The sequence below is a fragment of the Nostoc piscinale CENA21 genome, assembly GCF_001298445.1.
Classification (GTDB): Bacteria; Cyanobacteriota; Cyanobacteriia; order Cyanobacteriales; family Nostocaceae; genus Nostoc_B; species Nostoc_B piscinale_A.
Map to the genome: position 1 here is coordinate 3801027 of NZ_CP012036.1, position 23387 is coordinate 3824413.

The 23387-nt window shown below is 41.1% G+C and carries 20 protein-coding genes and 2 pseudogenes; 9 read left to right on the plus strand and 13 right to left on the minus strand.

Going from position 1 to position 23387, the window contains the following annotated elements; translation table 11 throughout:
- Positions 1–143: 143 nt before the first annotated feature.
- The gene (locus tag ACX27_RS16495; RefSeq protein ID WP_062294436.1) at positions 144–2246 is read right to left on the minus strand and encodes an amylo-alpha-1,6-glucosidase; all 2103 of its coding nucleotides are present in this window, start codon (positions 2244–2246) and stop codon (positions 144–146) included.
- A 142-nt stretch (positions 2247–2388) separates the two neighbouring features.
- Here ACX27_RS16495 and ACX27_RS16500 point away from each other — a divergent pair, with 142 nt between their 5' ends.
- The gene (locus tag ACX27_RS16500) at positions 2389–3000 is read left to right on the plus strand and encodes a peroxiredoxin (RefSeq protein WP_062294438.1); all 612 of its coding nucleotides are present in this window, start codon (positions 2389–2391) and stop codon (positions 2998–3000) included.
- 299 nt (positions 3001–3299) lie between these two features.
- On the opposite strand, the gene ACX27_RS16505 is transcribed toward ACX27_RS16500, so the two are convergent.
- Positions 3300–3572, minus strand: a complete 273-nt coding sequence (locus ACX27_RS16505; RefSeq protein ID WP_062294441.1) for a hypothetical protein — start codon at positions 3570–3572, stop codon at positions 3300–3302.
- 230 nt (positions 3573–3802) lie between these two features.
- Here ACX27_RS16505 and ACX27_RS33930 point away from each other — a divergent pair.
- From ACX27_RS33930 to ACX27_RS33940, 3 genes and pseudogenes are all read left to right on the plus strand, one after another.
- Positions 3803–3981: pseudogene (locus tag ACX27_RS33930) on the plus strand (Na+ dependent nucleoside transporter N-terminal domain-containing protein); the annotation flags it as partial.
- Between the two features lie 132 nt (positions 3982–4113).
- On the plus strand, positions 4114–4479 hold the full coding sequence (locus tag ACX27_RS33935; RefSeq protein WP_235526677.1) for a nucleoside recognition domain-containing protein: 366 nt from the start codon (positions 4114–4116) through the stop codon (positions 4477–4479).
- A complete protein-coding gene (locus ACX27_RS33940) occupies positions 4394–5011 on the plus strand; it encodes a nucleoside transporter C-terminal domain-containing protein (protein ID WP_235526235.1) in 618 nt (205 codons plus the stop codon). The genes ACX27_RS33935 and ACX27_RS33940 overlap by 86 nt, the downstream gene beginning before the upstream one ends.
- Positions 5012–5079: 68 nt before the next feature.
- Here the strand turns inward: ACX27_RS33940 and ACX27_RS16515 are convergent, their stop codons facing one another.
- Positions 5080–5586, minus strand: coding sequence for a hypothetical protein (locus ACX27_RS16515; RefSeq protein WP_062294443.1), 507 nt, complete (start codon positions 5584–5586; stop codon positions 5080–5082).
- A gap of 347 nt (positions 5587–5933) precedes the next feature.
- A complete protein-coding gene (locus tag ACX27_RS16520; RefSeq protein ID WP_062294444.1) occupies positions 5934–8849 on the minus strand; it encodes a helicase-related protein in 2916 nt (971 codons plus the stop codon).
- A gap of 67 nt (positions 8850–8916) precedes the next feature.
- Here ACX27_RS16520 and ACX27_RS16525 point away from each other — a divergent pair, with 67 nt between their 5' ends.
- Positions 8917–9675, plus strand: coding sequence for an RNaseH domain-containing protein (locus ACX27_RS16525; protein WP_062294446.1), 759 nt, complete (start codon positions 8917–8919; stop codon positions 9673–9675).
- 48 nt (positions 9676–9723) lie between these two features.
- Here ACX27_RS16525 and prmA read toward each other — a convergent pair whose 3' ends face one another.
- Together prmA and serA are read right to left on the minus strand one after the other, a co-directional pair.
- On the minus strand, positions 9724–10641 hold the full coding sequence (gene prmA / locus ACX27_RS16530) for a 50S ribosomal protein L11 methyltransferase (protein ID WP_062294448.1): 918 nt from the start codon (positions 10639–10641) through the stop codon (positions 9724–9726).
- 75 nt (positions 10642–10716) lie between these two features.
- On the minus strand, positions 10717–12297 hold the full coding sequence (gene serA / locus ACX27_RS16535; RefSeq protein WP_062294450.1) for a phosphoglycerate dehydrogenase: 1581 nt from the start codon (positions 12295–12297) through the stop codon (positions 10717–10719).
- A 539-nt stretch (positions 12298–12836) separates the two neighbouring features.
- Between serA and ACX27_RS16540 the strand changes: the two genes are divergently transcribed.
- The 3 genes from ACX27_RS16540 to ACX27_RS16550 are packed head-to-tail and all read left to right on the plus strand — an operon-like array spanning position 12837 to position 15399.
- Positions 12837–13577 carry a Uma2 family endonuclease gene (locus ACX27_RS16540; RefSeq protein WP_062294451.1) on the plus strand — a complete coding sequence of 247 codons (741 nt, stop codon included), beginning with the start codon at positions 12837–12839 and terminating at the stop codon, positions 13575–13577.
- Positions 13578–13620: 43 nt separating this feature from the next.
- Positions 13621–14202, plus strand: a complete 582-nt coding sequence (locus ACX27_RS16545; protein ID WP_062294454.1) for a hypothetical protein — start codon at positions 13621–13623, stop codon at positions 14200–14202.
- A 30-nt stretch (positions 14203–14232) separates the two neighbouring features.
- Positions 14233–15399, plus strand: a complete 1167-nt coding sequence (locus ACX27_RS16550; protein ID WP_062294456.1) for an IscS subfamily cysteine desulfurase — start codon at positions 14233–14235, stop codon at positions 15397–15399.
- 58 nt (positions 15400–15457) lie between these two features.
- Here ACX27_RS16550 and hetI read toward each other — a convergent pair.
- From hetI to yidD, 7 genes and pseudogenes are all read right to left on the minus strand, one after another.
- Positions 15458–16193, minus strand: a pseudogene (gene hetI, locus ACX27_RS16555) (4'-phosphopantetheinyl transferase HetI).
- Positions 16180–16377 (minus strand): hypothetical protein, encoded by a 198-nt coding sequence (locus tag ACX27_RS16560; RefSeq protein ID WP_062294458.1) that lies wholly within the window; start codon positions 16375–16377, stop codon positions 16180–16182. Before ACX27_RS16560 ends, hetI begins: the two are co-directional and overlap by 14 nt.
- A gap of 208 nt (positions 16378–16585) precedes the next feature.
- Positions 16586–16978, minus strand: a complete 393-nt coding sequence (locus tag ACX27_RS16565) for a carboxymuconolactone decarboxylase family protein (protein ID WP_062294460.1) — start codon at positions 16976–16978, stop codon at positions 16586–16588.
- Positions 16979–17324: 346 nt separating this feature from the next.
- A complete protein-coding gene (locus ACX27_RS16570) occupies positions 17325–18437 on the minus strand; it encodes a hypothetical protein (RefSeq protein WP_235526236.1) in 1113 nt (370 codons plus the stop codon).
- 60 nt (positions 18438–18497) lie between these two features.
- Complete coding sequence (locus ACX27_RS16575; protein WP_062294463.1) at positions 18498–19211, minus strand: hypothetical protein; 714 nt, start codon at positions 19209–19211, stop codon at positions 18498–18500.
- Between the two features lie 990 nt (positions 19212–20201).
- Complete coding sequence (locus tag ACX27_RS16580; RefSeq protein WP_062294465.1) at positions 20202–21218, minus strand: sulfate/molybdate ABC transporter ATP-binding protein; 1017 nt, start codon at positions 21216–21218, stop codon at positions 20202–20204.
- Between the two features lie 168 nt (positions 21219–21386).
- Positions 21387–21893 carry a membrane protein insertion efficiency factor YidD gene (yidD, locus tag ACX27_RS16585; protein ID WP_062294467.1) on the minus strand — a complete coding sequence of 169 codons (507 nt, stop codon included), beginning with the start codon at positions 21891–21893 and terminating at the stop codon, positions 21387–21389.
- Between the two features lie 166 nt (positions 21894–22059).
- Here yidD and chlP point away from each other — a divergent pair, with 166 nt between their 5' ends.
- The gene (gene chlP / locus ACX27_RS16590) at positions 22060–23316 is read left to right on the plus strand and encodes a geranylgeranyl reductase (RefSeq protein ID WP_062294469.1); all 1257 of its coding nucleotides are present in this window, start codon (positions 22060–22062) and stop codon (positions 23314–23316) included.
- Positions 23317–23387 lie beyond the last annotated feature (71 nt).

A 23387-nucleotide genomic window follows, 5' to 3' on the forward strand; every position in this document is an offset into this window, starting at 1 on the left:
GTAGAGAGGGTAGACAAAGTAGAAAGAGAAAGATTGCTTCCTTGCCTCCCTTGTCCACCTTGTCCCCCTTGTCCCCTTGTCCCTCTTGTCCCCCTTGCCCCCTCGCACCCTCGCCCCCCTGCACCCTGCCCCTTACCCTCTACCTACGGAAATCCCTGGATATGACGCATCACCTCGGCTACTGACCAAGCTTGGGCGATCGCACCTCTGGGGGTGTGTGGTGGGTCGCCATCAAAAATTTCGGAAATGGAACCAAGGCAAGCATCAGCAAGAAAATGGTCGATGAGGGGTTGCCAATTAAAGGGTATTGGTTGTTTGGGATAAAAACGCTGCCAAGCACGAATAAACGGCCCAATTAACCAACTCCAAACTGTACCTTGATGGTAAGCGCGATCGCGCTCATGAGTCATACCTGTGTACTTACCCACATATTCGGGATCAATCGCATCCAGGCTACGCAGTCCATAGGGAGTTAGCAAGCGATAAGTTGCTAAGTCAAGTATCTGACGGCCTTGTTGTTGGGAAAATCCACAATGGTGTAAAGATAATGCAATCACCGCATTGGGGCGAATTTGAGAGTTACGGCGATCGTCTGGTTCAATGGTGTCGTACAAGTAACCCAACATCGGATTCCAGAATTTTTGGAGGGAAACTTTTACCTGTTGTGCTTGCTGTGTATAACGTTGCGCTTGCTTGGCTAAACGTGGTGCATCCTCTGTACGCATTTGGCTTAAGCGTTGCGCCCATTGGCTCATCCAACACAAAGCCGAATACCACAAGGCATTAATTTCTACTGGCTTACCATAACGAGGCGTTATCGGTTGACCGTTAACTAGTGCATCCATCCAAGTTAAAGCTACACCGCGAGCATACCAACCCACTAATCCATCAGTGGCATCAACTTGGATGTTATAACGTGTACCACCCACAAAGGCTTTGTGAATTTGCTGCACTATCGGGAATTGGTCTGCTAAAAATTCCCAGTCTTGGGTAGCTTCTAAATACAGCCCTAATGTTTCAATCCACCACAGCGCCGCATCAATACTGTTGTAAGATGGCTCACCATCAACATCAGGAAAGGCATTGGGAATTAAACCGTGGCGACAGTAAAGCCCAAAGGTGTGTAATACTCCTTTGGCTAATTCGTAGCGTTGCGGCACTAATGCCAGACCGGGTAAGGCAATTAACGCATCACGCCCCCTGTCGTTAAACCAGTGATAACCAGCAATAATGGTTGGGCCAGCCACGGCAGCCCGATACACAATAAACTGATCACTGGCTTTGAGTAGTTGTTGCCAAATCAGCGATTGGGTGTTCAGCAGTGGACAGGAAGCAGGGGGTAGATGGTTTTCCTGGGCTGATAGTGCTTGACTGGTTAATAAGCCTGTTGTTGATTTCCAATCTCGATTTTTGGTTTGAATGTAGCCAAAAATCTGGCTGAGTCTTTCTTGTTCTGCTTCGACTGCTTCTGCAAAGCTTTCTGGTAGTAGTGGGCTTTGTTGTGGATCAGGAAAACCCAACCTTGCTTCTAAAGTGATGCTATCTCCTGGTTGGAGAGTGACGATTAAATAGCCAGGACTATACAGGTCTTCATAATTTCCTAATCCCCGGCGTGTTTCTTCTGGTAAGACGTAATTCCAATACCAAAATGCGTCTGCTTGATATTTACCCTGTGTCCAACGTAAATACCAAGGTTTACCAAAGTGTCCAGATGCGATCGCTTGTAGGCAAACTTGTTGTTGTCCTAGCAATTGGGAAAATTGTAACCCGGCTGCAGTTTGTTGACGATGAAAGTCGCGATCGCAAATCAACAACCTCAGTTTTAAAATCGCTGTCTCTATGCCGTCATAACGATAGTGAATCAAGATTCTATGGGAGTGGGAGTTAACTTCCTTACATCCTTCACCACAATAGTATGGCATTAGCAGTTGTCTACTTAACTGCCAGTGTTCGTCACCCCAAATCCATTTGGGTACGGGGTTAATATCAAAAGAGCGGAGAAATTCGTAACCTGTGGGCTTAATCTCACCACTGCCCCAGATATTTGTTCCGAGTGCCACAATTCCTTTTGATACTTCTAAACTCGCTTCCAAGTGCGACAACAGCAAGTCACGGCCAGATGGCGGATTTGTAGCAGCAAATAACCAACCGTGATAGGTGCGTGTGCGGACATCAGAAACTGTCCCACTAGCGAAACTGCCTAAGCCATTGGTGAGTAACCATTCTCTTGTATCTAAATTGGTCATTTGCTACTCAAAATCGTTATGACTATGATATAGTCGTAACAGATCGTAATTAAACTGTGAATCAGCGTGGATGGGTGAGTTTTAGCTGACCCGAATCCTAACGCTACTAAAACGAAATATAAGTTGAAGGAGAATAAGGTTAATGTCCCTCACTTACGGAACAGAAGGAAGCCTCCGCGTTGGTCAACAAGCTCCCGACTTTACAGCAACTGCTGTATTTGATCAGGAATTCAAGACAATCAAACTTTCCGACTATCGCGGTAAGTATGTAGTCTTATTTTTCTACCCCCTAGACTTTACCTTTGTTTGTCCTACTGAAATCACAGCATTTAGCGATCGCTACGAAGAATTCAAGAAACTTAACACTGAAGTTCTCGGTGTTTCCGTTGATAGTGAGTTCTCCCACCTCGCTTGGATTCAAACTGATCGCAAATCTGGTGGCGTAGGCGACCTCAATTATCCCCTAGTTTCCGACATCAAGAAAGAAATTAGCGCAGCTTACAACGTCCTTGACCCAGCAGCAGGAGTTGCATTGCGTGGTCTGTTCTTGATTGACAAAGATGGTATCATTCAACACGCTACCATTAACAACCTTGCTTTTGGTCGTAGCGTTGATGAAACCCTACGGACATTACAAGCTATTCAGCACGTACAATCACATCCCGATGAAGTTTGTCCTGCTGGTTGGCAACCTGGTGATCAGACAATGACACCTGACCCTGTGAAGTCTAAAGTTTACTTCGCTTCCGTCTAGAATTTTCTCGCTTTCAATTCCAATAATTTTTGTTGGCATTGAAGGCAAAATTCATTTCTACCACAGGTAAACACTGGGTTTATCTGTGGTTTTTTGTAGTAATAAAGTAGTTTTGGTCAGGCTTAAAAAATATTGATGTATCGACTTTTAGCAGCGTATATTGGCAGTCAAACATTCATATCGAATACCAAATTGATATGAAGAAGCATATAATTAGCCTGCGAAGGTGGTCATTGAGCTTGCCGAAGTGGATAGCCCCAGACTTCCAGTGTGAGGGGTTTATTACAAAACCAGAATAATTATTCTTGTGAAGGTCGTTTGCGGAATAAACCCGTCATCGTTACGCCAGTAATCAACAAGCCAACTAACCCTAAGCCATTCAAAAGTGGGTAAATTTTTTCTAAATGAATAATTTCTAAGGTATGTAGTCCTAAAAGGAATTCGCCTAACTCATCTTGGTGTAATAATTCATGGGCTACCGTATAACCCATACCCGTTAATACAGTTAAAAATAAGGGCAAGCACAAAATAATAGCTATCTGACGGTGATAGCGGCGAAACATACGATTCATAAACAGTTTTTGAACAAAGTAAATTTTAAGGTATCAGTTTTGCCATTGTTTGATACCGAAGTTTTATTAAAAATTTTGAACTTTGCACTTTTATAGACTGTAATTCTCAATTGAGGGGCGATCGCAATCTCTTTTGATACCAAGACAGTTAAATACAAAAGTTAAAAAAGTTACATTTTTATGTATGCTGGATAGCCGAGTATGATAGCTATAAATTTTTGGCAGTTATTATGGAACGCGCTATCTCCATACTGGGAATATTAGTCTTTATTGGCATCTCTTATGCTTTATCTGTGGAACGTCAAGCAGTTCGTTGGCGAACTGTGGCTTGGGGTTTGGGATTAGAGTTATTTTTGCACTACTCATTTTGAAAACACCTTGGGGTTTAAATATATTTAAATCTTTGGGAGATATTGTCAGTAATTTTTTAGCTTTTTCTGATGTTGGAGCAAAGTTTGTCTTTGGCGAAAACTTTAAAGAGCATTTATTTGCCTTTCAAGTACTACCGACTATTATCTTTTTCTCTGCTTTTATTAGTGTTTTGTATTACTACGGAATTTTACAGCGCGTCGTCAATATGCTGGCTTGGGTAATGATTAAAACTATGAAAACATCAGGTTCAGAATCTTTATCTTGTGCAGGTAACATCTTTTTAGGGCCAACAGAATCTGCACTGATGGTTAAACCATATATAGGCAGTATGACTTTATCTGAACTTCATGCTGTGATGACGGGAGGCTTTGCGACAATTGCTGGTGGAGTTTTAGGCGCTTATCTTTCCTTTGGTATTCCTCCAGAACATTTAATTGCGGCTTTTTTTTATGACTGCGCCTACATCATTAGTTGTATCAAAATTAATGTACCCAGAAACAGAAGTTTCTCAAACAGCAGGAAAAGCCAAAATTGATGTCGAAACAAATTATGTAAACGTCATTGATGCAGCTACAACAGGTGCTATTGATGGCGTAAAATTAGCTGTGAATGTGGGGGTAATGATTATTGCTTTTTTAGGATTACTAGCGGCTTTAAATGCTTTATTTGCCTGGGTTGGTTCGCTTGTAAATTTGCCGCAATTATCTTTGCAATTGATATTATCTTTTGTCATGGCTCCTGTAGCATGGTTGATGGGTGTACCGTGGAATGATTGCCAACAAGTCGGGGCGCTATTAGGAACAAAAACAATTTTAAATGAATTTATTGCTTTCTTAGATTTAAAACAGCTAATTCAAGACGGCAAAATTTCTCAACGTGCCGTAATTATTGCGACTTACGCATTATGCAACTTTGCTAATATTGGCTCAATTGGAATTACAATTGGTGGACTTACAGGTATGGCTCCTCAGCGCCAACATGAATTTGCTCGCTTGGGCGTGAGGACAATGATTGGAGGATTATTAGCTGGTTTTATTACTGCTTGTATTGCGGGAATATTAGTTTGAAAAATGACTGAACAAGGCAAAAGTAAAAATTTAAAAGGCAAAAAAAGAAGTTATAATTACATGCTTCTTCATATCGATTTGGTATTACTAGGATGATAAACATTATCTCTCTTTTTCTTAACTTTTCTGCTCTCGAAATAACCTAGTTTCCAATTATTTGGTTGTTTTAAATCATTCATATGTCCTTGCAAAATCAGCCAAAAAGCAATACGAGTATTTAAATATCCTCGAAGAACCCGATTTGTCGGCTTTGGGGAGAGTCCAGGAATGACAAAACCACTCACATTTAAAAGTTGTCCGCAGTAAGTTTTATCTCCTGGCAATGTGAGAGTAAAAAAGCCATCATTTTTATAACCATTGGGAATAATAAATGTCCCATAAACATTATGTTGCCCCCGCCAAGGCATAACTACCAAATCTACAGGATGGGCATAAGATTTTTCTTGTGAGGAACTATGAGAAGATTTCCACTTATCGCAACTAACCAACGGTGAAACATCAGTGAATAAACAAAAGCTAACAATAGCAGCTAAGGTGAGAAAAAATATTAAATAAAAGAATTGATATCTTCGCACTGCTGGGATACTTATACTATTTGTTGCAGTTCTATTTTAGCAATTGGGGTAAAGGTAGCGATCGCACACATCACTGGATGTAATGTTTATTACAGCCTAATTAGTAATTAAAATCCGTGGACTTAAAAGCATCATTATATCCATCTAACGAAAAGTTTCAGAAATTCCAAAACTTTTTACATAACTTTCACCTAATATTTATTCCTGTAACGTTGCTACGTAATCGTAACATTTCCTCACTTGCATTAAAATGCAATGCTATTTGTGTCTGTGTCATTTGACGCTGAACAGCCCAGAGTAAACCCCGTCGGGGAATCTGAAATATATTAACTCTGTATTTCCATGTTTTATTTTTCATAGTTAGAAATGTCATCTAGCAACCGATTTATTTCTGCTGTCTTGTCACGAGGTACGAGATAAAGACCACAAATTTTGCTTACCTGATCTACGGAAATATTCTCAAAATCGCACCAAGCACGAGCAGCTTGATTAGCTATCTTCTCAATCTCAGCAGCTTGAATTGCGGCACAAGGTTCTGATTCTATACAAGCAATTAAGTCAAGAAAAGCAAGTTCATCTTGCTTTTCAAGCTTTTGGCTTGACAAGTTGAAAAGTATGGGACAATATTTGCTTTCATACTTAAGCAGTACAAAGATACGGGGTTGAGGCTTGGAATAGCCCCTTGCACTTAGTAAATATTCTGGCAGATCTTCTGCGCGGCTCCGGTATTGTTCAAGCACTGCTACATGAGACAGCATGGATTCAGCACCAAGTCCACCAATATCTTTTAAAAATTGACTATCTCGTGTAAGTTGCTCCACATCTAAATCTCTATCAAGCGTTATTTCAGAGTGTTCTTCTTCTGATATGACACCAGATCCCAAAATGCGTTTCGATTTATCGTGGCGATGAACGATGCGAGTAAATCTCTTACAGATATCGTTTTGTACGCGGGAGAGGCTGTCTGTTTGATCTATGATTAACGGTACAAGTCTATAGAACTGTATGACTCGTTCAGAATTGGCAGTTATTCTCAGCACTCTACCTGCTCTTTGAAATAGCTCATCCGCTCCTTCGGGTGGATCATAATTCACAACAGTATCGGCATCTTGTAAATTCACACCTACACCATCTGCATCAGTACAAATTAGTACGTCATACTCTCGGCTGGCATTGTAATTATGAGAACGTGGTGAAAACTGTTTTAGTACTTCAGAACGCTCTAATCCAGCTTTTAATCGCGGATTACCTTCATCCGTTTCAACTGTACAACCAATCTTAAGTGCGTCACTAAATGTTCTCTCCAACATACTTAGTAAATACTGGGCAGTAAGATATCTCTTGACAAATATGATGACTTTACCCTTTGTATCTAGGCAATGCTCCTGAATAATGTTCTGCAATTTCAGAAACTTGTCATCTGTGTAGTTACTCTGCCTAAGCCGTGCCAATAGTGGCATCAGAGTATTGCTACGCTCTTCCAAGCTTAGATACATCGGTGTTTTATGAGACCGATTTTGTGTATCAAACACGTTAAAAGAACGATGTTCTTGATTATGAATATCAGTAACAGACTGTTCCCATAGGTTTAGAGTGAGTTGAGAGGAGTCTTCTGTTTGCTCACAAGAGCTTAATGTCGCAAGGTTTTGTTCAATACTGTATGCCATTGCTACAGGTGAACTAAGCCAGTTCGTAAGTGAAGAATTATACACTGTATCGATCGCACTTTCGCATAGAGCCATTTTCTCGTCATCAAACCATTCATGTGGAGACTTAAAAGCTTGATCAAAACAACGGCGATCAAAAGCAGCTTGTAGTTCAGGCTGCAAGAACAACTGGTAGCGTAATGAATATAGCTTGAGGCTTTTTGGTAGATAACGTCGTTCATCACCAAACTGAATAAAAGTTCGTCCGTTTGTATCAATATCACCTCTGTTTCGAGCCATTTGTAAAACGTGAGGTAACCCCAAAATGGTCACGATTGGTAAGCGAGAAAATTCTTCGGCATCACTAATTTCCCAAGGAATTTGCTCTTCCAATAGATTAGGTTTGTAAAACCGATGAGGTAGAAGATATAGCAAACTATTAAGATTTAAGTAATCCGTGCCGTACGCCGTAGCCGTGAGAAGAAAGATTTTTGCACCTGCTTTGACTGCTGGTACTATACGTTCATAAACCAGACTCTTACCACGCTTGGACTTTTTCCGTAAAAGTTCATTTCGATAGAAGTGAGCCTCATCAATAATAATCACAGTATTATCATTAGCTCGTTGAAGCCGCTTCTCTAGCTGGGTTGTTAGATGGCGAGATTCCTCAGAAGCTTTGCGAAACAGCAGATCAATATTAAAAAACTTAAAGTAAACATTGCGATTTTCAAGCTGCTGTTCCCAATTTTCGCGTACTCCACCAGGAGCAATTAAAATAACTTGACTGGTTCTGCCTATCGGTTGCAAACGCAAAGCAATTTCAGCACCTATAACAGTCTTACCCAGACCAGTAGCAGCTATGATAAGTGCACCACCATACTCATTAGCTTGACGAAGAGCGCGTGCAATTACACCCTTCTGATAATACACAGGAGAATACGCACCTGAACACAAAGGATATTCAGCTAAGTTATTGAGCAGAAAAAGTGTTTTAAGATAAACCTCGAATGGGGTGGCGAGATTCAGCCAATCCTCTAATTTTTTGATCAGTTCAGCCAGTAAATCTTGGGCATTTTGAGCAACACTATCATACCAATTTGTGAACAAACGGATCTGCTCAGAATCGTGGCTAACGCTCACTTGCTCTGCTGATTCGCAAAGTCCCTTACGACTGTAGTTTGATGAACCATGCCATATTAACTTTGAATCACAGATGTAAAATTTACAGTGAAAAGGCACTTGCATTTCGCGGGCATCTCGAATAATGAAGCGTCCGGATTTCATGCGTTCAACTAATTCAAAAACTGTTTTCCACAGGTCTGTATCACACTGCGCCAAATCTGCCATAATCTCATCAATGACAGTGGCTCGGACATGCCTTCCTTCTTCCCGACCCACTAAGATTTGAAATTGTACATCTGATGCCACATACTTACGACCCAACTTGTATCCAAGCAGGCTAAAGTAAGCACTAGCAATACGAATTATATTTTGAGCTTCTGGAAAATAGGCTTTGATAAACTCTAATCCAACACCAGGGCCGACACCTGCAATAGGCGAACCATCAGGATTATACTGTAAATCTAATGCTAACTTCGGCTTAGGCTTACGAGGCATAAGGGAGTGTTACTAATTTCAGCAATACCTTTCTATTATCTGTTGTATTGATACTTATGTACTATAATTGAGCGATCGCCAAGAAAATACAAAACGCACTCAAAGTAAAATCAAGTTGAGCGGCACGGAATTAGTACAGTTTGTTGCACGCATAGTAACCAAACATTTAGACCGACCAACTATTGTTTTAATCGAAGCCGACGGGTGGCGTAACGAACGTGGCGAAGATAATGATGGCTCAGTCTGGTTTCAGTTGAAAAATGAGTACCTGCTGGCAAAACGCAACGTTCTAGACTTTCGCCATGTTCCTGGTCACACTTGCGAGTACAGCCGTGAGAATAAGCAACTAGAGAACTTGCTAGCAGTAATTCGGGTTCGCACTGGTAAAGAAACACCACAGTACATCACCAATCGAGAAACTTGGAACAAAGATTTTCCAGCGCGAGATTTCCAAAATCTAAGCGGTTTTTACGATAAGTCTGTGCCAGAACTACTGCATTACTTTTCTGTGGGAAAACTGCCAAAAACACAAAAGAAGCAAGATGAAATGCCAATACCCGAACTTTATAAACTCGGTTATCAAGAGGATAAATTCGGTGCTAACTTCCCATTCAAACATCAACATCTGGTGGAAATTGTACCGTTCTTTGTACGCCCAGATTTTCAACAAGAAGAAGCTTTAAAAGCACTATGTCGCGTTCCTCACTATTTAAGATGCTCACCTGCTTGGTCTATGGGAAATATCGTTTTGTCATACCCAATGCACTTAGGTCAGGAAGTTATAGAGGATCACTTGTGTGTACTTGGTGTAAATTTACAAATTTAAGTAGAAGCTAGGAGGGAAAACCTTTGATAACCTGGGATACTCATCAAATCAAGAACGCCGTGCATTTAAACAGCACCATTCTTTCTTTTTCCATAAAGCTGCAACTACCCAACCATTTTTTTCTAAGGCATCGGCTACGGATTTAGATTGTTCGATTAAAATGCCGCTAAAGATTGCCCAAGTGCTGGGTTTAGCGATCGCAGTCATTTCGGGAACCAACTGAATAATTACGTCAGCCAAGATATTACAAACGATACCGTCTACTGGCTTGTCGATGATTGTGCTTAAAACATCTACGCTACCTTCGGCGGGAATCAAGCGTTCTGGACTAATCTTATTTAGGGTACGATTGCTAAAAGTTGATTGCACTGCCAAGGGATCATTATCCACAGCATAAACTTTTTCGGCTCCCAGCAAAACTGCACCGACCGATAAAATACCGGAACCGCAACCGATATCTGCAATTGTGACTGGTTCTTTTTCTGCATTGCCCACAAATGATTGCGGCACTTCACTCAAGCGCATTTCTAATGCTTCTAAGCACAGTTGAGTTGTGGCATGGTTTCCTGTCCCAAACGCGACACCAGGATCAAGGAGAATTATTAACCTGTCTGAGTTTTCTGGTGTTGGTAGCCATGCGGGATTAATCAAAAAGCGATCGCCAATTTCCTGGGGTTGCCAATATTGCTTCCAGCTACTTGCCCAATCTTCTTCATCAATTAATTGCCAATGCAAGCTCGGTGCAGACATGCCCACACACAAAGCATCTTGACGCAACCGCAGCGCCAATGCTGCCAAATCGAGTAACTGCGCTTGAAATTGCGGTAAGTAAGCCTTAACTAACGAAGAATTTCCTTTGCGTTCGCTCGCTGTTCCCCTGCTACCAAAATCTTCCAGTCGCCAAAAGATCGAATCTTCTAGCTCTGGTTCACATAAAATTTGCAGTTCCCACCAAGTGTTTGCCATAAAAAAAGTTAAAAATTAAAAGGCAAAAGGCAAAAGAAAGAGAGTTCTTTTTACTTTTGCCCTTTTACTTTTGCCTTATAAAGTTACTGTATATGCGTCACGAATCCCTGGTACTTTGGTGATTTCCGCCAAAATGCCATCGGGTAAGGGATCATCGATACTCAAAGCCATTACCGCGTCACCACGGACAATTTTCCGCCCTACCTGCATACTAGCAATGTTGACGTTAAAACTGCCCAGGAGAGAACCGAGTTTACCGATAATTCCTGGCATATCGCGGTGTAGGGTAAACAGCATGTGTTTGCTGGGGGGGACGTTAATGGGAAAACCATCAACGTCTGTTAAGTGAATTTCTTTTTCACCCAACAAAGCACCTGTCACTGAGTGAGTCCCTAAAGTACCTGTGGCTTCTAAACGTAAAGAACCAGCATAGTCGCGCACTGAAGCATCCCTGGTTTCAATGACGCGAATTCCCCGTTCTTTGGCTTCGATGTTGGCGTTGACGTAATTCACTCGTTCCCGCAGAGCTTGATAAAGTAGACCTTTGAGGGATGCAACTACTAAGGGCTGACTCTTATTCGTTGCTAGTTCTCCTTGGAGTCTGACTGTGAGTGTTTCGACGCGACCGCCAGCTAACTGACCAACCAAGTTACCCAAGGTTTCAGCCAGTTGCATGTAAGGCTTGAGTTCTTCTAAAACATCGGGGCCGAGTCCTGGAATGTTGACGGCGGAACGGGCGGGGAGTCCTAATAAAACATCGCGGATTTGTTCTGCAACATCAATGGCGACGTTAACTTGCGCTTCTGTGGTGGAGGCTCCCAAGTGGGGGGTGAGGATGATATCTTTACCGAGCGATCGCAATTCCGATTCACCTAAAGGTTCTGACTCGAACACATCCAAGGCTGCCCCAGCTATTTTACCTTCTTTGATGGCTGCGGCTAAAGCTGCTTCATCAATAATCCCACCACGCGCACAGTTAATAATCCGCGTTGTCGGCTTCATTTTTGCCAAAGTGGCGGCGTTGATTAAATGGGTAGTTTCTGGGGTTTTGGGAATGTGGAGTGTGATGTAGTCTGCTTGTTGGAACAGTAAATCCAACTCTACTAACTGACAGCCAATTTGTTCTGCTCTTTCGTTGGAGATGAAAGGATCATAGGCGAGTAATTTCATTCCCATTGCTTTAGCCACACTCGCAACGTGGGAACCAATTTTTCCTAACCCCACAATACCGAGTGTTTTTTTGTAAACTTCCGCACCGACAAAAGTTTTCCGATCCCACTCTCCACTTTTCACCGAAACATTAGCATCAGGAATGTGGCGGGACAAAGCCAACATCATTGCTAATGCGTGTTCTGCTGCTGCGATCGTATTTCCTTCCGGGGAATTAACTACAACGATGCCTTTACGTGTAGCAGCAGGCACGTCAACATTATCTACGCCTACACCAGCACGACCAATAATTTTTAACTGTGTGCCAGCCTCAATAATTTCTTCTGTTACCCTGGTACCAGAACGAATCATTAGCGCATCGTAATCACCAATAATTTCGATTAATTCTGCGGGTTTTAAACCAGTTTTGATATCAACTGTGGCAACTTGGGATAAAATGTCAATCCCAGCTTGATCAATAGGATCAGAGACGAGAACCTTGGACATGATTACTTCATTTAAAGCTAGAGGTTTTGCTGCACAAGACTTTTTAGTTTAGTCTTTATCGGTTACAATTCAGCAAAAATATTCGTTTCACTATCAACTTAGATTGCCATCAATTTAGATATATGAGAGTGTCATTTTAAGCAAAGCAGCGACCAGGATAGTCTGGGGAAAGCACAATAAATATTTGATACTTCTGTGACATCCTCTGCAAACAACATCTTTAGGGCAATCTAAAATCTCAAATCAAAATTTAAAATTTTCTGATGCTGCCTCCTAACCTCGGAAAAAGAGTGGCTGTTAATACACCCTTTCGTAAATATAAACCAATCAGAGATCCAAAAAACTAATATATTTATTAATCATCGTAGTAGGGGCTAGAGGCTAGAGACTAGGGATTAGGGAGTATAAAATTTTTCTCCTGTAACCTGTCACCTATAACCTGTAACCTGTTCATCCGAAATCGCTATAATTCTGGTGAGGATATTGGTTTGGATTCATAGACTAAAGCCCAGTATCCGTAAGTTTTGGGAAAATCAGCCATGTTAGAGTACAACTTGCCGAGGTATTTGCCTTCTGCTGAGGAACTACCAGACTCTGATGAGACACCAGTGGATAATGAACTGCAAGAATTAATACCAGGGTTACTCAAAGCCATGCTGTTAATACTTTGGTCAGAACGCATGGACTGGTTTTTTGGCGTAGATATGGGTATTTATTATCACCCTGATGAACCGCCAATTGTCCCTGATGGTTTTTTAAGTTTGGGCGTAGAACGGTTCTATGATGAAGAATTACGTCCGAGTTATGTGTTGTGGGATGAAAATGTTCTGCCAACTTTGGTGTTAGAAGTAGTTTCGCCGAACTATCGCAAAGAATACAGCGACAAGTTAAAAGAATATGAGGCTTTAGGTGTACTTTATTATGTGATTTATTCTTCTCGTCGTCGCCGCAAACCTCGCTTAGAAGTGCATAAGTTAGTAAATGGTAAATATGAATTACAATCAGGCAATCCTGTGTGGTTAGCAGAAATTGGCTTGGGAATTGGTTGTGAAAGAGGAAATTACTGCGGTGTCACTAGAGAATGGCTTTATTGGTATGACGAAGCTGGAAACAGATATCCCACACCCGCAGAACAAATTAAACAAGCACAACTACGGGCTGAGTTAGCAGAACAACAAGTTCGACAAGAAGCACAACGCGCCCAGCAAGAAGCACAACGCGCCCAAAAATTGGCGGAACAATTGAGAGCTTTGGGTATAGATCCAGATACTCTTGATTAAAAGTTAATTTGGGCAGAATTCATCCAAATTCATGATATTTAATATGGTTCAAGTCGTCCAAGTGCAAAATATCGGACTTGCCTATTTAGAGGAAAGATTTAGTCTCCAAATTTCAGAAGATGCAAGATTTTTCACAGAATTGCTGGAAAATTTACCGTCAGTGACAACTTTAGATCAACAATATTTGGATAGAGTCAAAGCTAATTTTTTAAGTTTAGTTAAGCGTCCGCCAATTTTAGAAAATGCCGTCAAAATGGTGATAGTATCACCTCTATTAGACTTGGCGGGATTTTATCAAGAGCCTTATGCGATCGCCACCGAAGAATCTGTAGAAATTACAGTCGAAGATGCAGAAGAAATTGTCAGAGGCAGAATCGATTTCTTGGTGATTCAAGAGCAGTTTTGGTTGTTGGTAATCGAATCAAAAAGAGCCAGCTTTTCCCTTTTAGAGAATATTCTTCAAGCACTTTCCTATATGCTCGCTAAACCTAACCAAGATAAACCAGTATTTGGGTTATTAACTAATGGGAGTAACTTTATCTTTTTGAAACTACTGAAATCAGATAAGCCAATTTATGCTCTCTCTGATGAATTTACTTTATTAAAAAAGTCCTGCAAATATTAAAAAAAAATCAGTCAAGTTTTACATTAATTTATGTCTCATCGTCCGATTTATCTTGATTGTCATGCGACTACACCAGTAGATGAAAGAGTGTTAGCAGCAATGTTGCCTTATTTCACCGAAAAGTTTGGCAATCCTGCTAGTATTAACCATGTTTATGGTTGGGAAGCAGAAGCGGCTGTGAAACAAACGCGAGAAAGTTTAGCAGCAGCAATTAACGCCACACCCGAAGAAATTGTATTTACTAGTGGTGCAACAGAAGCGAATAATTTAGCCATTAAAGGTATTGCTGAGGCTTATTTTCAAAAAGGTCAGCATATTATTACTGTAGCGACCGAACATAAAGCAGTTTTAGACCCTTGTGAGTATCTGAAAAGTCTGGGGTTTGAAATTACAATCTTGCCAGTACAACAAGATGGACTGATTGATTTAAACCAATTAGAAACAGCCTGTCGTCCAGAAACAATTTTAGTATCGGTGATGGCGGCGAATAACGAAATTGGCGTGTTGCAGCCACTAGCAGAGATTGGGAAAATATGCCGCGATCGCAATATTATTTTTCATACTGATGCTGCCCAAGCTATTGGTAAAATCCCCTTAGATGTGCAGGCAATGAACATCGATTTAATGTCGTTGACTGCTCATAAAGTATACGGGCCAAAGGGTATCGGTGCATTATATGTCCGTAGGCGCAACCCCAGAGTGCAACTTGCACCCCAACAGCATGGCGGTGGGCATGAACGGGGAATGCGTTCAGGAACTTTGTACACACCGCAAATAGTTGGTTTTGGCAAAGCTATAGAACTGGCTTTAGCAGAACAAGCAACGGAAACTGCACGTCTGACTCAACTCAGACAAAGTTTGTGGACACAATTATCACAGTTAGAAGGAATACACCTCAACGGACACCAGACGCAGCGACTAGCGGGAAACTTAAATATCAGCGTTGAGGGAGTCGATGGTGCTGCACTTTCTCTAGGACTGCAACCTGTGATGGCGGTATCTTCTGGTTCTGCTTGTTCATCGGCTGTTATCGCACCTTCCCATGTTCTCACAGCCTTGGGCAATTCTGAACAACTAGCTTACGCTTCCGTGCGGTTTGGTATTGGCAGATTTAACACTACTGAAGAAATTGATATAGTAGCAAAATCTGCGATCGCTACCATTCAAAGTTTACGTAAGCAAAAAACTTTAGTATAAGTAGCCATCTGCGACTACGCAAACTTGTGCAGAAGTATGCAGAAAGACAAATAATGATTCATGGCAAAATAGCCGTGAACTGCCAATATTTGAAATCCAAAGCAGAACCAGCCACAGCCACAGCCGCACGATAATTATCAGCAGGTGTAAACTCCACAAGACTCCAGTCTTCAGATGTGAGTAATTTAGCGCCTTGTGTAGTTGTGAGAGATATTTCTACTTGCTCTAACTGCGAAATTCCATCACCTGTAGCTTTTAAATAAGCTTCCTTACAAGTCCAATAACGAAAAAAATGCTTCTTGTTGTTGATGAGGAGGAAGCGATCGCACTAACTCATATTCTCTCGGTAAAAAGAACCTTTGAGCAAGCGCCTCCAAATCAGACACAGAGCGCATATACTCTAAATCAATACCAATTTTGCGTGTGTAGTTCACTGCACACAAAGCCAAATCTTGAGAATGCGACAAATTAAACAACAAATCACTGGCTGCTAAACCATCAGCCAACAGTGGTTTACCACGAGGTTCATAGTCAAATCTTACTTGGTTCGGCGCAATATTTAAGTAACGACTCAATATATGTCTCAGGCTACCACGACCCGCAATGAAACGCTGGCGATGTTCCACAAAGCGAAATCGGTTAGCACGAGCCAGTTCATCACTAGATAAAGTTGCAGAGAAATTTTCTAGCAGTGAGTCTGCTATATCAAGATCAATTCGCCAGATATGAACTTCATTCGCCAATAAAGTTAAATCTGCGGGTGCTGGTAGCCATGAATTCTCAAGACCACTCATACATAGCTTCTTGTTTGTCTAACTCTAGAAAAAGCCCTTCCGCATTAAGAACTAAATCTTCATCAGATAACGCCGGAAACTCTAAATCAACCGTCCGCTTTAAAATTTCTAATACCAACTCCAATTGCTCTGAATCTGACAAGCGGTCAAAACTATTGAGAAGTTCTTGAACTAAAGCAGTCATAGTCTCTTTCCTAGACGTGATTACAGCATAACATGGGCTTTATTGGAGAATTCTTCTGTAGTTTGTTATTTGGTTTTGTGCATCGAACTACAAAACTAGTACAGGTCGGCGTAAATAAACAGACTATAAAAAATTTCTTAAAGGCTTGTGTTATCGTTATTATTTCTTTTTACTTTTGCCTTTTTACTTTTGCCTTGTTGTACTAGTATTATGACTGAAATTGCTCATCCACTGGAATTTTATAACCATTAGCCAAACGATTAGTCATATTTGCAGTTCCAACAATCGCCAGCAGTTCGCCAAACATAGCATCATTCATCCCTTTAGCACGGGCAGCAGCTGTATGGGACGATATACAGTAATCACAGCCATTCGTCACACTCACAGCAATATAAATCAACTCCCGCACAAGTGGATCAAGTTCACCAGGGCCAGTCATCACTTCCTTAATTGTTTGCCAAGTGCGTTGCAGAGTCGGCGGATGATTAGCTAAAGCTTTCCAAAAATTATTAATGTAATCTGTTTTTCGTGTTGCACGAATATCATCATAGACTGCGCGAACTTCTGCGCTAGCTTCTTCATATTCGATGAGCTTAGTCATAAGTAACAATGATTTGGCATTTTGGCACACTCATATTAAAACGAATAGGTATTCTATGGAAGTGGGATATTTTTAGGTGAAAAGTACTAATTAATATCATCCCTCGGCAAGCTACCGAGGGATTTTTATTGATCAAGGATAGCTGGGATGGTAATTTGCAGCCCAACTCTCAACCAAGCTAAAACATACTGGTAAATGCCCACCTGACAGATATTGAATTTTTTTTTCAAAAATCAAAGATGACTCTTAAGATTTCACAAAAGTTTTTGTTCTGGTTATGCGCTTTTTATAGCTGAGTACGCCCAATAAAGGTGTCAGCAATAGTATAGCGGTCAGTGTTGATGGTTCATCCACTGACCGGTGGTGGCGGTGTGGTTGGGGTTGGGGTTGGGTTGATAACAGGTGGAACTGGTGGAACCACTGGAGGAACTGTGACCGGGGGAGAAGAACTACCATCATCTCCTCCACCAAATAGGAATAACAGCGGAAGCAAAGCCAGAGGTGATAAGTAGAAAGGGTTAAAAGCACTTCCAGTTATAGTACCAACATCGAAAGCTAGTCCAGTATCTGACTCTAACAACAATAAGTCTGGTTCTAATAATGCGATGTTAGGGCTGATTTCTTCACCAACTATAGGAATACCTGCAATGTTGTCTAACTCTTTTGGTGTATCAAGAGATACCCGTCCATAGTTAGGGCTTGTTGTCGAGTCGGATGAATAGGGAAAAGAAAAGATTCTTAAAATGTTTTCTTGTAATGCCTCTTCATTTCCAGTCTTCAAGGCATTTAACCCTTGAGAGAGGTTATTTAAATAAAACTGCGTCATCTCAGGAGGCAAATCTAAATCACGAATCTGCTGTCGGAGATTCGGAATTTTCGATACCTCAACTAAGAGTTCATGCCCAACAGAATATTTAAAATCTAATAGTCCTTGTCGGGGACTCAGAGAATTATCACCTCTGGATATTGGCGACCAAGCAAAGTTTTTAGTTACTGCACCCAAACCAGCCACAGGACTGCGGCTAACAGGCTGGCCGAGGACGTATTGATAACCATCCACAATTGATGGAGATTGTTTTTTCCAAAACGATGCGAAAGGAATTTCTGGCAGTCTTTCATTGTTGCCGTAAAAAGCTGCGAAATTCTGGTAGTTTTGTTGTCCCCCAGCGGCTCGAATTACTAAATCGTAGTAACTAGGGCCACCATTAATTGCCAGTAATTGTTGCAGGACTGTGCCGGTTTTATTACAGCCAGTACCACTACCCACAGTACAGCTAGGGATGACGAACGCATCACTGAGATTACGATTTTCTAGCTGATATTGGAGGTACTCTCGCTCCAGTCCTCTTTGGATTTTACGCTTTCCTATATTTAGTTGTGCGTTAGCAGATTGGCAAACAGACAACAATACTGCCAAAGACGTTAACGAAATTCCTATGCTTTTGACAGTTAATTTCAACAAGATACATCTCCTGGTCAATAAACGAAACACCACTCACAAGCCATTCAATCATCAGGATTATTTTTGCTTCGGTTGGATATTCTCTCCTACAGAAGTTGGTACTGCACTCTTGGTTGAGTTGGCATTGACTTTATCAGATATTTGAATGTTGAGGGTAATTGCTGTTCCTTTGAGTTCTCCTGTACCGTTACCAATGGTGTGGTACACAACTAAAGCACGATTGGGTTGGTCAAACAAAAATCCGCGACGGGAGGCTTTGATTTTGCCTTCTTTGACTAAAGATATAAAGGATTCTAAATATCTACGTATGCTTTGGCGATTTTCTTGATCACCATCAAGATGATGCTCAATCAGCTTCATAAAAAAATCTAAGGTGCGGTTGTCTTGACCTTCAATCAAATTCCCACCGTCTAAAAAAGAACTGCCAATTAGCTTCCCATTTACCTCTTGAACTTTAAATAAGGTGTAATAACGTCCTTCTTTTTTGGGGTCGTTCACATAACATACCCAGGAACCATCTTTGCTCTGAGTAAATCCCTCAGCAGCTAGGTATGACAATAAGGAGTTGCTGGTTTTAGCTTGGGGTGGTGGTAATAAAGATTCCACAGGATCTAAAGAACAAATTCGCTCTGTTGTCGGTTGGGGTTCAGTGGGAGTCTCTTGGGCGTAAGCAGGTAGCGAATTATGCTTTAAGGTTGCCGCAGTAGCTATTGCTGCAAATGTTAGTAGTTGCAGCATAAATGACCTAAATAAACCTGGAATTATCTTCATATTTTTACCTTTTATTTTTGCTTGGGGTGTCAATAATAGGGATTTTTAATAGATATAGGTTGAGTTCTTAAATCATAGAGCCAAAGTAAGTTTTATTTGTTTGAAGTTTTTACGGTTTTTACGGGGTTTCATTGTAGCAATTTATAAGATTTCATAAAGTTGATCTTTGGTAGCAATTTTTCTCAGTGCTGTATTTGCAGAACTTAACTAATAATTTAAAATGTATACATTATATCTATCTGCTACTGAGTTTAATCCAGCTTTTTTAATCACAAAAATTTAAAATTTTTGCAGATAAAAACAGCAGTGAACATCTAAGCAAGATTTTTTGAGATTTTTCTTTTTTTAACTTTTGGTAATTTGAGAAAGCATGATTAGTGATAATCATCTATGTGATTTTATGCAAAAAAAAAGTTGTATCTATTGCAACTTAACTTTTGGGATTCTGAACTGGCATTGTCACAGTAACAGAGAGTTGCATGTCTAATGTCAAGCTCTTGTTATGTTTTTAACTTTTGATTAGGTATTTTAGCTGGTAGATGTCTAATACCCTGATGTAATTTTTTCATTCATATTTTTATTTAAACAAACAAAAATTATGCGCGATTATTTCGCTCAAGAATTCTACCATTGGGTAGAGGTCGTCTATGCCTAATTGTAGGCAAGTTTAGAAAACTGAACACTGCAACTTGAAGTTTAGAGACGTTTTATCTCTAAATTTTAAGCAAACATTAAGAAACGTAAGTATATACTTATAAAAGTATAAAGAAAAATAAAGAAAAACTTATACACGTAAGAGTTACGCATAAAGAGGGTGTGGAGGTTTGGAACACCTATACACTGCGCTTAGGGAAGTAAGGGAGAGAAGGTGGGCCAAGAAGACAAGGCGGACAGAGGATGATTTATTTTCTGGTGTAAGTTCTAACAGCGAAAAAAGAAGGATAAATGTACTTCATCCTTCTTTTATGAGTAATTATTTAATTTTTATCTTTATATTGAGTAATATACAGGAAAGGATTTGGCATCTTTGGGCTTGACGTAAACTCGTTGTTGTGGTTCTAACTCTAATTCGTTGAAGCGATCGCGTGTGAGATGAGCTGTTACCACTTGTCCATCATCCAAAGTCAATTCTACCTGAATTTCCCAACCCAGATGAATTAAGCGGCTAACTTTGGCAGATGCCGTTGCACCGTTGGCTTGTTTTTCGATAATTACATCTTGGGGACGCAAAAATACTTCTGGGTATGCAGCATCAAACCCAACACTTTGGAAAATTCTGGAAGTGTTGGGTAAAACATTCACTGGGCCGATAAAACTCATCACAAATGCGGAAGCGGGATTGTCGTAAATCTCTGCTGGTGTACCTACCTGTTCCACCCGTCCTTTGTTCATGACTACGACCTCATCCGACACTTCCATTGCTTCTTCTTGGTCGTGGGTGACAAAAACAGTGGTAACATGCACTTCATCATGGAGGCGGCGTAACCATGCCCGTAAATCTTTCCGCACTTTGGCATCTAATGCACCAAAGGGTTCATCTAACAATAACACCTCTGGTTCGACTGCCAAAGCTCTCGCTAATGCTACCCGTTGTCTTTGACCACCAGATAACTGTGAAGGATAGCGATCGCCTAATCCACCCAATTGTACTAGCTCTAGTAACTGTTCTACCCGCCCTTTAATTTTTTTGGCTGGGGCGTTGCGAATTTCTAAACCAAAAGCAATATTTTGCCGCACAGTCATGTGCTTGAACAAAGCATAATGCTGAAATACAAACCCAATATTTCGTTCTTGTACACTTTGATAAGTAGCATCTTTTCCAGTGAGCAGGATTTTGCCACTATCTGGCATTTCTAAACCAGCAATTAGCCTCAGTAAAGTAGATTTACCAGAACCAGATGGCCCAAGCAACGCCACCAGTGAACCACTCTTAACTGTCAAATCAACTTGGTCAACTGCCTTAAAACTGCCAAAATTTTTGGATACATTCTCAACTACTATGCCCACCGCCGTTATCCCCTTGCTAGTCTAACCCCGGTATGTTGCTAGATTTACCGTGCTTTATATATACCATACATAGATTTTTAACTCAAATACTTTTGAGCGGAATTTCAATCTTGATAATTGCAACTCTGAATCAATACTGACTTTTAGATTCTGAATTCTGAAGATTATTTAATTACCACAACTACCACAATCAAGAAAGCCACAATCAGTCCCACTACAATCTACAGCATGACAATGAAAGAAATCACAATCACTCAAGATATTAGCCATATCAGCACAATTGCAACTTAAATCTGCACAATCTACACAGTAAGTACTATCACTACTGCTACAGCTTGTATTGGAAGATTGACAATTATTACTGCCATTATCTTTTTTTGGTTGCCGTGTATTTGCTTCATCTTTTGATTCTAAATCTTCAGAATCATCCAATTGGGAACGCAGAATTAAGTTAGCTTGTTTGCAAGCTTGAAATCTTGTGCGGGACTTGATGAACGCCACTCTTAAACCTTCTTTGGCAATCACACGCTTGATGTACTGGGAACAAGATTCACCACCATATAAAATCCTATGGGCGCAAGCAAAACCTTTATGGGGGGAAATATGCTTTTGATATCCAGTAATCACGCTAACGCTAACTCTTCGAGTGAGAGAGTCTAGTAAAGAAATTTCCATGATGAGAGGCTAGGGGCTAGAGTCTAGGGATGAGATTATTGAGTGAGTATTCCCAATTCACACTTAAGACTTCACACTTTCCATTTGTATCGGAATATTAAGGAATATTGCATTTCTGTCAAAACTGGGAGGTAGAGCGCAAAATCAGCCAAAAGACCGTGGTACGATGCTTTCGGTAAATGTCAAGATTGGGAGAAGACCTTTGACACTACGGGTTGCTGTTGTGGGGTCAGGCCCTGCTGGTTCATCTGCCGCCGAAACACTGGCAAAAGCAGGGATTGAAACCTACCTGTTTGAGCGCAAGCTAGACAATGCCAAGCCCTGCGGGGGCGCTATTCCCCTTTGTATGGTGGGTGAATTTGACCTACCACCAGAGATTATTGATCGCCGGGTGCGGAAGATGAAAATGATTTCACCTTCCAATCGTGAGGTTGATATTAATCTGGTAAATGAAGAAGAATATATTGGAATGTGCCGCCGTGAAGTTTTAGATGGCTTTTTGCGGAATCGCGCGGCAAAATTAGGTGCAAATTTAATTAACGCCACTGTTCATAAAGTCGATATACCCACAAATAATACCGACCCCTATACAATTCATTACGTTGACCATACTGAAGGCGGCGTACAGGGCGTTACAAAAACCCTGAAAGTAGATTTAATTATTGGGGCGGATGGGGCAAATTCCCGCATTGCCAAAGAAATGGATGCTGGGGATTATAATTATGCGATCGCTTTTCAAGAGCGAATTCGCTTACCCCAAGACAAAATGGCGTTCTACAACGACCTAGCCGAAATGTACGTCGGCGATGACGTTTCCACCGACTTTTATGCTTGGGTATTCCCCAAATACGACCACGTAGCCGTCGGTACTGGCACAATGCACGTCAATAAAGCCAGTATTAAACAGTTACAAGCTGGTATTCGCGCCCGTGCTGCCAAGAAACTAGAAGGCGGTAAAATCATCAAAGTCGAAGCGCATCCCATTCCCGAACATCCTCGTCCTCGTCGCGTCGTTGGTCGCATCGCCCTAGTTGGAGATGCTGCTGGCTACGTTACCAAATCTTCTGGTGAAGGAATTTACTTTGCGGCTAAATCTGGAAGAATGTGCGCTGAAACCATTGTGGAAACCTCTAACAACGGTAGCCGCATTCCCACAGAAAACGATCTGAAGCAGTATATCAAGCGTTGGGATAAGAAATACGGACTCACCTACAAAGTGTTAGACATTTTGCAGACTGTGTTCTATCGTTCTGATGCAACCCGTGAAGCATTCGTCGAAATGTGTGCTGACATGGATGTACAGCGCCTCACCTTCGACAGCTATCTATACAAAACAGTTGTCCCCGCCAACCCCATTACCCAACTGAAAATTACTGCCAAAACTATTGGTAGCTTAATTCGCGGTAACGCCCTCGCTCCCTAATACCATATTGGATTTTAGATTAGCCATTTGGTATCAAAATCGAAGGTGAAAAACATAGCAGAGGAGAAGAA